The organism is Sphingomonas quercus, from assembly GCF_018863195.1.
Lineage (GTDB): Bacteria > Pseudomonadota > Alphaproteobacteria > Sphingomonadales > Sphingomonadaceae > Solisphingomonas > Solisphingomonas quercus.
In genome coordinates, this window is the sequence record NZ_JAHKRT010000004.1 from 26,082 (window position 1) to 39,579 (window position 13,498).

The window sequence follows — 13,498 nt, forward strand, 5'->3', positions numbered from 1 at the left end:
GCCCCGTCCGCGCCCGAGGCTCAGAAGATATAGCTCGCCCGCATCACGAAGGTCCGCCCGGGCTCCATATAATCCTTCTGGTAGGAAGGATTGTCGCCCTTGGTGGTGTAATATTTATAGGCGTTCAGGATGTTGGCGACATCGAAGTCCATCGCGAAATGCTTGGTGAAATTATAGCGGGAATGGAAATCAAGGCTGCGATTGGGACGCACCCACTTATCGACGGCGTTGTCGCGAAGGCTTTCGATGTATTTTCCGCGGTAATTATACGATAACTTGGCCTCGATCCCGTATTTTTGATAGGTCAAAGAGGCATTGTACAGCAGATGCGGCGTGTTGATCAGCCGGATCTTCTTGCCGTTGCGATAGGGCTGCCCGGTGTCCGCCTCGCTATGCTGGACGGTGACGTTCCCCTCCACCCCGAAGCCGTCGAAGGGGGACTGGAGGCCCTGCAGGCTCTTGATGAGATTGAGCTCGATGCCATAGACCGTCGCCGTCTTGCCATTCTGGGGCTGGCTGATCTCGATCGTGCCGGTCAACGTATCGGCGCTCACCGAGCTGCCGTTGGTGAAGATGAAGTTCCGGATACGCTTGTAATAGGCGCCGAGCGAGATGATGCTCGTCGCATCGGGATAATATTCCGCCGAGACGTCGGCATTCACCGCACGCGCTGCCTTGAGGTCGGGATTGCCCTGGCTGATGGCGATGATCTCGTTCGAGGCATCGCGGGTGACGGACTGGCCGGCCGAAATATAACCATATTCGGGCGGGGAATAGCCGGTCCAGATCGCGGCATGATAGGCTTGGTTCTGCGCCGGTCGCCAGATCGCGGTGAGGCTCGGCAGGAGGACGGTATAGCCGCGATCGGTGCTGCCGACGCGGCTGTTGTCGCCATCATCGACCCAGAATTCGTTATGGGTTTCGCGGCGCTCGACACGCAGGCCGCCGATCATCTGCACCGCGTCGAGCGTGAGGTGGGCAAGGCCATAGCCGGCATAGATGGTCTCGGTGCTGCGCTTGTCGTCGGCGACGAGGTCGGTGGCCGATGCCGCATCGCCGGGATTGGCCACCTGCGCCGCCTTGATCGCGGCGACCACCGCCTTGCGGCTATAGACGTCGCCATAATAATATTGGCCGCGCAGGATGCTCGCCACTTCCTTGTCGACCAGGCCGGAGTCGGCGAGGTTCAGCCCGTCGAGCGGCGTGCCGCTGAAATCGCCGTCCCAGATCGGCGTGTTGTCGTAATGGCGCTTCGAGCGAAGATATTTGCCGCCGACCTTCACATAGTCGAGCACGCCGTCGAAATCGTAGCGTGCGTCAAGCCGGGCGGCGACACGATCGTCGGTCTGCTTCGAGCGACGGGTGCTTGCGCCGTCGAACGGAAGCAGCGCTGCATCCCGCTCCACATTCTGCGCGAAGGCCGGGAGGGCGGCGTGCGGGAAGCGGGGATCGTTCGACACCCAGTTGATGCCGGTGGCGTTGAGCGGATAGGTGCAGGCGTCGCAATTATAGCCGACGGAGTAGCTTTCCGGCGTCTGGTTGACGCCGCCGCTATAGCTCAGTTCATAATCGAGCTTCAGCCGATTGAGATCGCTATGACCACCGAGCGCGATTGTGGCCAGCGTCTGGTTCTGGTCGAGCGTGCTCATGCTGCGCGCGAACTGCATCGCCTGCGGATCGAACACGCCGGAGCGCCCGTTGAGCGACCACAGGCCCCTGGTGCCGCGATCGGCATCGGTGATCATCCCGTCGCCGTCGGCGTCGACGATCTGGCTGGTGGTGTAATTGTAGATCCGCCCCTTGCTGCCGGTGCCGATGATGGCGTTTTCGGGCTGGACGAGGCTGGTGTCGTCGATATTGACCTGGCTCAGGCGGGCCGTGGGGCGGCTGCGATAATCGGTGATGTCATTGGTGCCCACCATCTTCTGCCGCGCATATTGGCCACGCAGATAAAGTTGCGTGCCCCCGCCGTGATAATCGAAGGAAAAATTGCCACCGTAGCGGGTCTGCTTCAGCCGGCGATAATCGAGATCGATGCCGGGCAGATGCATGTTGGTCTCGTCGATCGGCTCTTCGGCGTCCTTGCGCCACTTATAGGGCTCCCACTCGCCGTCATTCTCGGTCTCCTGGCCGTTGCCGTGAGACACGCCATAATTGCCGGACACGAAGAAGCCGAAGCGATCGTCGGCCAAGCGCGTCGCGAAATCCGCCTGGGCCTGATAATTGGCCGCCGGTTCGTCCGCGTCGAGCGCCTGCTGGTTGAAGCCGCCCGAGCCATAGAGGCGCACCGTCGTCCGGTCGCGGAAGTCGAAGGCGGTCGGGGTACGGAAATCGATGGTGCCGCCGATCGCATCGCCGTCCTGATCTGGGGTCAGCGTCTTGGTGACGCGGATCGCGGCGAGGCCGTTCGGCGGCAGCACGTTCAGGGAGACGTCGCGGCTGCTGGTGTCGGTCTGGGCGACGCGGATGCCGTTGATCATCACCGCATTGTAGGTGCCCGACAGACCGCGCACCGTAACATATTGGCCTTCGCCGGTATCCTGGTTGACGATCACGCTCACGCCCGGAATGCGCGCCAGCGCGTCGGCGACATTGGCGTCGGGGAGCTTGCCGAGATCGTCGGCGGCGATGATGTCGACGACGTTCTGCGAGTTACGCTTGGCCTCCAGCGCGCTTTCGGTGCTGAGCCGCTGGCCGGTGACGACGATATCGCCGGGGGCGTCCTCGGCGATGGCGGCACCGTCGGCCGCACGAGCCGGGCTCGCTATTGCGAAGGCAAGCGCGAGGCAGGCGGCGGAGGCCGCATATTTGCCACGGCGGCGGACGATATCCTGCGAACTGATCATGATTGTCTCCCCGAATATACTTGGCGTGCGTCCGCAGCCCACGACGAAGGCGCCGCGGATCAATCGGATGAAGCTGAGCAATCCCCTGCCTATGAACAGCGATTCATAAGGTACTGCGATTGTTCTTGTGAACCGTCAGGCTGGTCTTCGCTGCCGCGCTTCCAGCCGACGTCCATTTATCTGGTATGAACCAGTTTGTCGTGACACGGTTGTGACAGATGCGGAAGGACTCGGGCTAGCGAATGAGATTTGCGAGGAGCCGCCGATAGTCCCCGAGCGGCATCACCGCGAGGTCCGGCTGCTTGCCGAGATCATCATAGCGGCGCAGCCGGATCGCCTCCTCGGCATAGGGCTGCGCTCGGAAGGCAGCGGCTTCGTCGGCGGTGAAGGGGCCGCCCTGAAGCTTCAGGCTGAGTTTGGAGGCCGCGCTCAGCGAATCCTCATAACCGGGCTCGGCGATGCACAGATAGCGCTTGGCGTCGACATGGAGCCGTACCGCTTCGGTTATTTCCGGTGGAAACGCCCTTGCCAGATAGGCTGCTCCGAGCACCTCGTGGCGCGCGTCGACACCGTTTCGCCCGGCGGCCTCGCCGGCGTCGTTGATGAACTGTCCCACATCGTGCAGCAGGGCGGCGGCGATCATCGCATCGCCCTCGCCCGCTTCCCGCGCGAAATGGGCGCTCTGCAACATGTGCGACAACTGGCTGACATGCTCGCCATAACCAAGTCCGCCAAATCGCTCAAATAGCGCGAAAATCTCCGAAATCGCATCGACCGTCATCAAATGGTCCCCGGTTTGTCGGCAGGGCAGGCCGCGAACGCGCGATTCTGTCGCCGATTTGTAGCGTTTCTGGACTAGACCAGATTTGTGACCGGTCTGCGTCAACGCGCGGCCTGAGCTGAGAGGATAGACCAGTGGTTTTTGCCGACCGGCGGGATTTTCTGCGGATCATGAGCGCGTCCGGAATTGCGTCATGGCTGCCGGGCCTGATCGGCCGCGCCGCCGCGATCCCTGCCAATAACGCCACCGGCTCGATCGACGATGTCGAGCATATCGTGGTGTTCATGCAGGAAAATCGTGCCTTCGATCATTATTTCGGCAAGTATAACGGCGTGCGCGGTTTCGGCGATCCGCGGCCTCTACGCCTGCCCGGCGGCGCCAGCGTCTGGGCCCAGCCGAGCGCCGAGCATCCGGACGGCCATGTCCTGCCCTATCATGGCGATTCGACGATCAGCCAGTCCTTCACCGTCAATGGATCGGCGCAGGGGCATCAGGCGTCCCTGACACTCTACAATGGCGGCCGTTATGATCGCTGGGGCCAGTCGCGCGAGCTGCACAAGCGCATGCTTCATTATTCAGCCGGCGACCTCCCCTTTTATTATGCGCTGGCCGACGCGTTCACGATCTGCGACGCCTATCATTGCTCGACATTGACGCAGACCTATCCCAACCGCCTGCATCTGTTCACCGGCTGCAACGGCGGCGGCGGTCTCGGCGGCGATCCGGAGATGAACAATTACGGCGAGGATGAAACCCCGAGCGCGGACATGGCGATGGACCACCCGCTCCGCCCCGACGCCTATCGCTGGACGACCTATGCCGAGCGGCTCCAGCAGGCCGGGATCAGCTGGAAGGTCTATCAGGAATATGACAATTTCGGCGACAATCTCCTGTCCGTCTTCCCCGCTTTCCGCCCCTGCGCGAGGGATTCCGAGCTGTACCGTCGCGGCCGCTCCTGGGTCAGCGAGCACAAGACCGGGGCGGACCGCATCCGCTCCGACGGCGAGCAGCTCGTCGCCGCCTTCCGCGAGGATGTCGCGGCGGGGCGGCTGCCGCAGGTGTCGTGGATCGTCACCGCTGCCGACCTCTCCGAACATCCGCGCGCCGTGCCGGCGAAGGGCGAGCATGTCTGCGCGGGGCTGATCGCGGCGCTGGTCGATCATCCCGAGGTGTTCGCACGCACCGTCTTCATCATCAATTACGACGAGGCCGGGGGCTTCTACGATCACGCGCTGCCGCCGACGCCGCCGGTCGACCCTTCACAGGGCCACAGCACCGTGCCGGTGGACGGCGAGGTCAAGGACTATGGCGCCGACGCCAGGGCCGCCAATCCGGGCCGGCACCCGATCGGCATGGGCATCCGCGTGCCGGCGATCGTGGTGTCGCCGTGGAGCCGGGGCGGCTTCGTCTGCTCGGAGCTGTTCGACCACACTTCGGTCATTCGCTTCATGGAACAGCGCTTTGGCGTGAAGGAGCCGAATATCGGCGCGTGGCGCCGGTCGGTGGCAGGCGATCTCACCTCCGCCTTCGATTTCACCGGCGCCAGCGCCAGCGCGCCGGCGCTGCCCGACACCGGCGACTTCATGGCGCGGGTGATCCGCTCCCAGGCCGGTGTCGCCAACGCCATCCCCGCGCGGCAGAGCCCGACCGCGCAAATGTCCGGTCAACGCCCGTTCCGCCCCCTGCCTTATGCGCTGGAGGTGGCCGGGCGGGTAACGGCGGACCACCGCTTCGATCTCGTCATGGCCAACCGCGGACGCACCGGGGCGGTGATCACCGTCCATGACCAGAGCGACGCACAGGCGCCATGGCATTACACGATCGGCGCCGGGCATCGACACGAGAGCAGCCAGTGGCACGATGCTGGCCCGCTCCGCGTCTACGATCTCGCGGTGCGCGGGCCGAACGGCCTTTACCAGCGCTATGCCGGTCCGCTCGGACAGGGTGCGCCGGCGGTGGAGGCGACGATCGTCCATGGCCGCGGCGGCGCGGAACTGCGCCTCAGCAATGGCGGGAGTACACCGGTCGAGGTCGAGGTGGCGCTTGACGCGGCCTATCCGGCAACCGGCGGGCGGACCCGGCGCCATCGCCTCGCCCCGGGCCAGCGGCTCGCCGATCGCTGGCCGCTTGCCGCCAGCGATAATTGGTACGACCTGGTCGTTACCATCGCCGGCCGCACCGACTTCGTCCGCCGCTTCGCCGGCTATGTCGAGACCGGGCGGGCCGGGCGCACCGACCCGGCGATCGGGGCGATGCGCCTGACCGCCTGAGCGGCGGATCAGTCGTCGAGGGCGCCGCCCTGCGCGTCGGCAGCGACGAGGTTGACGCCGTCGGCGATGTCCGCCTGTACTGCCGCGCGCAGCCCATCGGCGTCGCGGCGCGCAATGGCCTCCATCGCCAGCGCATGCTGGTCGACAAGCGCGACGGTGCCGACCCGACCATAGACGACCCGCATCAGCGGCCCGAATTGCAGCCACAATGTCTCGATCAGCCGCGGCAGAATGACGCTGCGACCACCGGCGCGATAAATCAGGAAATGGAAACGGAAGTTGTTTTCCATGTAATCATTGACGTCGCCCGTCTCCAGCGCAGCATTGACCGCTGCATCCGCCGCCTTCAACTGGCGGACGACGGAGGCATCGATATAGGGCAAGGCCTGCACTGCGGCCTCCGGCTCGAGCAGCATGCGGCACCGCATGATTTCGTCCAGCCGCTCGGTCGTCATGCGCGGCACCATGATCTTGCGCTTGGAGCGGATTTCCACCGCGCCCTCCGCCGCCAGCCGGCTCAGCGCGTCACGCACCGGCATCTGGCTGACCCCAAGCTGCTGGGCGAGGCCGCGCGTCGAGATCGTCACCCCCGGCGCGATCTTGCCGGTGATCAGCCGCTGGCGGAGATCCTCATAGACGCTGGCATGGAGCGGGGAAGTCTCCGTCTCGGCGAGCGCCTGCGCGGCGGTGGCGACCGTGGCGGCGATGCGGCGGCGGCTGCCCGCCCGTACTTCAGCGACCATGGCGGACGATCAGCGGCTGTGATGACGAAATGCAGGCGAGGCCCGGAAGCACGCCGCTGGCACCCAGCCATTCCAACACCAGCCTCGCCAAAACCCGCTCCCGTCGTCCCGTCAAAAGCGCAGAATAGTGCGATAGCAGACGCTTGTCGCCTGCTTTGCTGGCGCTGACCGCTAGATGCGCACCTCGCGGGCGGCAAGCAACTCGTGCACGGCGCGGTGCGCCTGGTCGATCGCGGAGTCGGTATAGGCGGCGGCGCCGGAATCCGAATTGGCGATGGCGATCGGGCCGAAGCGCCGCCGGCCCACGACATGCGGACGGCTCGCCTCCGGCACGTCCCACGGATCGTAAAGCGGATTATATTCATAGGCATAGCCGTGCGGCCAGCGATTGACGGCGATGCCGGCAATGTCACGCGCCGCATCGAACCCACCTCGCCCGAGCACCTTCGCCAGCTGGTCGCGGATATGCCCCCCGAACGTCGCGAGCGAGGTGGCGAGCAACTCCTGCCGGCCCGCGCGATGCTGGTCGCGCTCCGTCGGCGCGCCGGGCTTGCAGGGAGTGCGCAGCATGAACAGCATCGCCGGATCGTCCGGCCCGGCCGGCTGGAAGGCGCCGCCCATGTCGGGCGCGGGGGTCAGGCGGAAGGAGGAGAAATAGCTGCCCGGGCATTCCGCCCCGCTGATGCCGAGCCGCGCGAAGGCGCGCCAGTTGGTCAGCGCCACGCTGGTATAGACGAGCGGCACCTTCACCAACTGGTGCAGCGCCGCCTTCTGCGCATCCGGCAGGTCGGGCACCAGATAGGGGATGATCATATTGTAGCAGGCGAGCACGCACGCCCTGGCGCTGACGGCGCGCAGGCCGTCGCCCGCCCGGTAGACGATCTCCGCGCCGGCGCCTTTGCGCGCGACGTTCACCACCGTACTGTTCAGGCGGATGCGCACCGGCTGGCCGGCGCGATCGAGCTCGGCATAGTCGAAGCGCGCGCCGACCAGCGCCGCGATATCGCCGGGTGGCGCCACCGCCGGCACCAGCTTGCGCACCAGTGCGCGGGCGATGGTGGCGTTGCCGTCGGGAAAGTGGAAGCTGGCCGAGCCGCCGGTGGCGCCATAGCCGGCGGCGGTATTGCCCATGCGCCGTGTGTCGCGGGGGTCGAGGCCGAGCCCGGCAAAGCCCGGCAGCCCCTGCCCCCAGCAATCCAGAGCCGGTTCGCCGTCGATGCCGATGCCCCATTCGCCGTGGGTCCGGCATTGGTAATAGGCGATCACCAGCGGATCGACTTTCACCACCTCAGCCAGATAATCGCGGTAGCTCATCCGCGACAGCCGGTCGCGTTTCTCGTCCTGCGACAGGCCGGCGAGATAATCCTCCTTGCCGGTCTCGACGCGGACGATATCGCGGATCGCCTTTTCGGGCAGTGGCGAGGCGGCGAGCGCCTTGGCCAGTGCCTCCGGCGTCCTGTCGGCGCCGCGCATCATCGGGACGAGCGCATCGCGACCGAATGTCGGCGCGTCGAAGAATATCGCGGGGCGCAGCGCGCGGAAAGCGCCACCGGGCTTGTAGCGCGCCGCGAGCGCCTCCGCATTGATGCCGAGCGTGGCGAGCAGGCCAGCTGCCACCGCGCTGTAGGGCCGCGGGCTGCTGATCAGCATCGTGCCGCCATTGATCAGCAGCGTGCGGCCGGCGACGTGGAATTCGTTGCGCTTGGCATGGCCGCCGAAATCGTCGTGATTGTCGAGGATGAGGATGCGGGCGTCCGGCCGCTCGACGCGCAGGAAATGCGCCGCGGCAAGCCCGCTGATGCCGCCGCCGACGATCACAAGATCATAGGCTTCGCCGATGCGCTCGGCGTCGCCGATCCTGAGGGTGCCGTCACGGAGCGCGTGAGCGGTCTCGAACGAGCCCGGATGGCTGCCGCGCATGCCGAGACGCTCGGGCGGATAATAGCCCGGCGCCTCCTGTGGCGCAGGCGCGGCCGCCGCCGCCGGGCCGGCCAGACCGCCTGCGACGAGGCCACACCCGACCCCTTTCAACAGGCCCCGCCGGTCGATTTCCGGACGCTCGCGCTCGGCCATGAATCGCCTCCCCGGGAGTAACTGCTATCACATATCTCGAAAGCCCGACGGCGCAAAGTTTGCGCTTCCAAAGGCCATGAGCCCCTCCTATGATGTGATCACAGAAGTTCCGAGGAAGGGCCGGCGTGCAGAGCTTTTCGGAGATTCAGGCCCGGGCCGCGGCACTGACTTTGCCCGGACAGGCGGTGATCGACGGCCATCTGGTTGCGGCCAGGTCGGGCGCCACCTTCGCCAATATCGGCCCGCGCGACGGACGCATCCTCAATCATGTCGCAGCCGGGGAGGCGGCGGACGTCGATGCCGCCGTCGTCGCCGCCCGTACCGCCTTCGAGGACGGGCGCTGGCGGGACCTCCCGCCCAAGGCGCGCAAGGCCGTGCTGCATCGCCTGGCCGCGTTGATGGAAGAGCATGCCGACGAGCTGGCGCTGCTGGAATCATTGGATACCGGCAAGCCGATCTCCGACGCGGCCAATGTCGACGTGCCGCTCGCGATCAACACCACCCGCTATTACGCCGAGGCGCTGGACAAGCTGTACGGCGAGGTGGCGCCGTCGGCCCCGACCCGGCTTTCCTATGCGGTGCATGAGCCGCTGGGCGTCGTCGGCGCGATCGTGCCGTGGAATTTCCCGTTGCATATGGCGATGTGGAAGGTGGCCCCCGCGCTCGCCATGGGCAATTCGGTGGTGCTGAAGCCGGCCGAGCAATCGCCGATGTCGGCGCTCCGCCTCGGCGCGCTGGCGCTGGAGGCCGGCCTGCCCGACGGCGTGCTGAACGTCGTGCCCGGCCTTGGCGAGACGGCGGGGCAGGCGCTCGCCCGCCACATGGACGTCGACATGATCGCCTTCACCGGCTCCGGCACGGTCGGGCGGCTGCTGATGCGCTACGCCGGCGAGAGCAATCTCAAGCGGGTCAGCCTGGAACTGGGCGGCAAATCGCCGCAGATCATATTCCCCGACTGCCCCGACCTCGACGCCGCGGCGGAGGCCGCCGCCTGGGGCGTGTTCTACAATCAGGGCGAGGTATGCACCGCCGCCTCCCGCCTGCTCGTCCATCGCGACATCAAGGCGGATTTCATCGCGCGCGTGCTCGCCGTGGCGGAAAGGATCGTCCCCGGCGACCCACTCGATCCCGCCACGCGCTTCGGGGCGATGATCAGCGAGGCGCAGATGCACAGCGCCTTGCGCCACATCGATGCCGCCGAGCGCGAGGGGGCGACGCGGCTGATCGGCGGCGTGCGGGCGCGCGAGGAGACCGGGGGCTTCTATGTCGCGCCGACCATCTACGACCAGGTCCGCCGCGACGCGTCGCTGGCGCGCGAGGAGGTGTTCGGCCCGGTGCTCGGCGTGCTCGACTTCGCCGACGACGAAGAGGCCTTCGCCATCGCCAACGACACCATCTACGGTCTTGCCGCCGGGGTATGGACGGCAGACCTCAATCGCGCCCACAGCGCCGCCCGGCGGCTGCGCGCGGGCCTGATATGGGTGAATGGCTGGGATGCCTGCGATATCACCATGCCGTTCGGCGGCTTTCGCCAGTCCGGCTTCGGGCGGGACAGGAGCATGCACGCGCTCGCCAAATATGCCGACCTCAAGGCCGTGACCTTCACCCTGCGATAGGACAGCATGACCGAAGCCTCATCCCCCCCGCATCCGGGTTTCGTCGCCTCAGCGGAGGAGGCGCGCGCCTTCCTCGCCGCGCATCCGCACATCCAGTTCTTCGAGGTTTTCTTCACCAACATGTCCGGCGTGCCGCGCGGGAAACGCCTGCGCCGGCATGAGCTGATGGCAGTCTATGACTATGGCCGCTTCCTGCCCGGCTCGATCCTCGTCGTCGACATCACCGGGCGCGACGTGGAGGAAACCGGACTTGTCTGGGAGGATGGCGACGCCGATCGCCGGGCGCGCCCGGTGCCGGGCGGCATCGTGCCGGCGCCGTGGCTGGGCGAGGATGTTGCGCAGGTCGCGACGTCGCTGCACGAGCTGGACGGCACGGCGTGCGAACTCGATCCGCGCGTCATCCTGTCGCGGGTGCTCGATCGCTTCGCGGCGGATGGATTGACCCCGGTCGTCGCGTGCGAGCTGGAATTCTACCTCGTCGATGCCGAGCGCGGGCCGGACGGCGCGGTGCGCCTGCCGCTGTCCGAGCTCACCGGCCGGCGGGCCGAGGGCACGCATGTCTATGGCCTGCCCGAGATCGAGGATGCCGCGCCATTCCTCCGCGACCTGTGGCAGACCTGCGATGCGCAGAACATCCCTCTGGAGGGCGTCATCTCCGAATGCGCGCCGGGCCAGCTTGAGCTGACCTTGCGTCACAAGGCCGACGCCCTGCGCGCCGCCGACGAGGCGGTGTTCTACAAGCGCGCCGCCAAGGGCGTCGCCCGTCGCCATGGCTGCGAGGCGACGTTCATGGCCAAACCGTGGAGCGACGCCGCCGGCAGCGGCCTTCATCTCCATGTCAGCATCGAGGATGGCTCCGGGGCGAACGCCTTTGCCAGCGAGGATCCGGCCGGGACGGAGATGCTCCGCCACGCCATCGGCGGGATGAAGGCGCTGCTCGCCGAAAGCATGGCGATCTTCGCCCCGCACATGAACAGCTTCCGCCGCTTCCGGCCGAACAGCTATGCGCCGGTGGCGCCGACCTGGGGCGTCAACAATCGCACCGTGGCGCTGCGCGTGCCGGCCGGCCTGCCCCACACGCGCCATGTCGAGCATCGCGTCGCGGGCGCGGACGCCAATCCTTATCTGGCCCTCGCCGCGCTCCTCGCCGCCGTCCATCACGGCATCACCAATCGCATCGACCCGGGCCCGCCGGTGACCGGCGACGGCTATGCCGCCGCGCGCGAGATGGGAGCGTCGCTGCCGACCAACTGGTTCGACGCGGTCGAGCGCTTCGCCGGCTCGGCAATCTTGCGAGATTATCTCGGCGAGCGCTTCGTCGACATGTTCACCACCGTCAAGCGGACCGAACAGGCGCGCTTCTTCGAAGTGGTCAGCCCGCTCGACCATGACTGGTATCTCCAGAGCGCCTGACGGAGATGGCCGGCATGGAACAGGAATGGCGGCAGGCGAAACGGCCGTTCGCGGCGATCATCGGCCCGCCGGGCTTCTGGCTCGCGCTGTTCTTCCTGGTGCCGCTGGCGATCGTCTGGGCGTATAGCTTCGGCCGTACATTGGGCCTCACCGACATCGCGATCACCGGCACGCTCGACAATTATGCGCGCGTGATGGACCCGGTCTATCTCGACATCTTCGTCAAATCGCTGGGCGTGGCGGCGCTGACCACGCTGCTCTGCCTGATCATCGGCTTTCCGGTGGCGCTGGCGATCACCTTCGCGCCGCCGCGCGCCAAGGCGTGGCTGCTGATGCTGGTGATGCTGCCTTTCTGGACCAATTTGCTGGTCCGCACCTATGCGCTGATGGCGGTGCTGCGCAACGAAGGCTATGTGAACACCGTCCTCGGCTGGGGCTGGGACGGGCTCCGCGCGATGGGCCTGTCGCTGTCGGCGTTCCAGCCGCTGCCGCTGCTCCACAATAATTTCGCGGTGGTGCTGGGGCTGGTCTACGTCAACCTGCCCTTCCTGATCCTGCCGCTCTATGCCGCGCTCGACCGGCTCGATCGCTCGATGATCGAAGCGAGCCTCGATCTCGGTGCCGGGCACCTGCGCACGATGAGGGAGATCGTCGTGCCGCTGGCGCTGCCGGGCATCCTCTCCGGGCTGCTCATCACCTTCGTGCCGGCGCTCGGCGCCTATCTGACGCCCGATCTGCTCGGCGGGCCGGACAGCCAGATGATCGCCAATGTCATCGAGCGCCAGTTCAAGCGGGCGAATGACTGGCCGTTCGGCGCCGCGCTATCGTTCATGCTGATGTACCTGACGTTCATCGCCATTGCCGGCCAGGCGATCGTCGCCCGCCGCCGTCGCGCGAGGGCCGGGGCATGAGGCGCCGCGAGCCGGTCGCCCCGCTGGATTATTTCCGGCGCTGGCCGATCCGCCTGTGGCTGGCGGCGACGATGGTCTTCCTCTACGCGCCGCTGCTCTGCCTGATCGCGTTCAGCTTCAACGAGAGCCGGCGCAACATCGTGTGGACGGGCTTCACGCTCGACTGGTACGGCCGCGTCTTCCAGAATGGCTCGCTGCTCGAGGCGTTCGGCAATTCGCTGACCATCGCCGCCGTTTCGACGCTGGTCAGCGTCGTGCTCGGCGCGCTGGTCGCGGTCGGGCTGTGGCGATTCCGTTTTCCATTCAAGCCGGCGTTCGAAGGGGTGATGGCGCTGCCCATCGTCATCCCGGAAATCTGCATGGGCGTGGCGATGCTCGTGTTCTTCTCGCGCGTCATCCCCTGGCCCGGCGGGATGCCGTGGCCGGCCAATCTCGGCGCGATCATCATCGCCCATATCTCGTTCAGCTTCCCGTTCGTGGCAGTGATCGTCCGCGCACGCCTCGCCTCGTTCAACCGCGAGCTGGAGGAAGCAGCGCGCGATCTCGGCGCCGGCGAGTTCCGTATCTTCATGGATATCCTCGTGCCGCACATGCGACCGGCGCTGATCGCCGGGGCGCTGCTCGCCTTCACGCTCAGCCTCGACGATTTCGTCATCACCTTCTTCACGGCGGGACCGGATACGGTGACCTTCCCGGTCAAGGTCTATTCCATGGTCCGTTTCTCGGTGACGCCGGAGGTGAATGCCGCCTCGACCTTGCTCGTCCTGCTCACCATCCTGCTCACCACCATTGGCCTGCGCCTGCAGGGCGGGCCGGTGGCGAGCACGCAGGGAAATCATTGACCA

At 66.4% G+C, this 13,498-nt stretch carries 9 protein-coding genes; 5 read left to right on the plus strand and 4 right to left on the minus strand.

The features are described from left to right. Positions 1–20: 20 nt before the first annotated feature. Complete coding sequence (locus tag KOF26_RS08545) at positions 21–2,846, minus strand: TonB-dependent receptor (protein ID WP_216323247.1); 2,826 nt, start codon at positions 2,844–2,846, stop codon at positions 21–23. Between the two features lie 235 nt (positions 2,847–3,081). Next, entirely contained in the window at positions 3,082–3,732 is a 651-nt protein-coding gene (locus KOF26_RS08550; RefSeq protein ID WP_253201280.1) for an HD domain-containing protein, read from the minus strand. Positions 3,733–3,761: 29 nt separating this feature from the next. Between KOF26_RS08550 and KOF26_RS08555 the strand changes: the two genes are divergently transcribed. After that, positions 3,762–5,897, plus strand: a complete 2,136-nt coding sequence (locus KOF26_RS08555; protein ID WP_216323250.1) for a phosphocholine-specific phospholipase C — start codon at positions 3,762–3,764, stop codon at positions 5,895–5,897. Between the two features lie 8 nt (positions 5,898–5,905). Here the strand turns inward: KOF26_RS08555 and KOF26_RS08560 are convergent, their stop codons facing one another. Both KOF26_RS08560 and KOF26_RS08565 read right to left on the minus strand, forming a co-directional pair. Continuing rightward, positions 5,906–6,640 (minus strand): GntR family transcriptional regulator, encoded by a 735-nt coding sequence (locus KOF26_RS08560; protein ID WP_216323253.1) that lies wholly within the window; start codon positions 6,638–6,640, stop codon positions 5,906–5,908. Between the two features lie 171 nt (positions 6,641–6,811). Further along, the gene (locus KOF26_RS08565; RefSeq protein WP_216323256.1) at positions 6,812–8,713 is read right to left on the minus strand and encodes an NAD(P)/FAD-dependent oxidoreductase; all 1,902 of its coding nucleotides are present in this window, start codon (positions 8,711–8,713) and stop codon (positions 6,812–6,814) included. A gap of 125 nt (positions 8,714–8,838) precedes the next feature. Between KOF26_RS08565 and KOF26_RS08570 the strand changes: the two genes are divergently transcribed. The 4 genes from KOF26_RS08570 to KOF26_RS08585 are packed head-to-tail and all read left to right on the plus strand — an operon-like array spanning position 8,839 to position 13,495. Further along, the gene (locus KOF26_RS08570; RefSeq protein ID WP_216323259.1) at positions 8,839–10,329 is read left to right on the plus strand and encodes an aldehyde dehydrogenase; all 1,491 of its coding nucleotides are present in this window, start codon (positions 8,839–8,841) and stop codon (positions 10,327–10,329) included. Positions 10,330–10,335: 6 nt separating this feature from the next. Beyond that, on the plus strand, positions 10,336–11,742 hold the full coding sequence (locus KOF26_RS08575; RefSeq protein ID WP_216323262.1) for a glutamine synthetase family protein: 1,407 nt from the start codon (positions 10,336–10,338) through the stop codon (positions 11,740–11,742). A gap of 14 nt (positions 11,743–11,756) precedes the next feature. Continuing rightward, positions 11,757–12,653: an ABC transporter permease gene (locus tag KOF26_RS08580; protein WP_435876845.1), complete on the plus strand. Its 897-nt coding sequence runs from the start codon at positions 11,757–11,759 to the stop codon at positions 12,651–12,653. After that, positions 12,650–13,495, plus strand: coding sequence for an ABC transporter permease (locus KOF26_RS08585; protein ID WP_216323266.1), 846 nt, complete (start codon positions 12,650–12,652; stop codon positions 13,493–13,495). Before KOF26_RS08580 ends, KOF26_RS08585 begins: the two co-directional genes overlap by 4 nt. Positions 13,496–13,498: the final 3 nt, after the last annotated feature.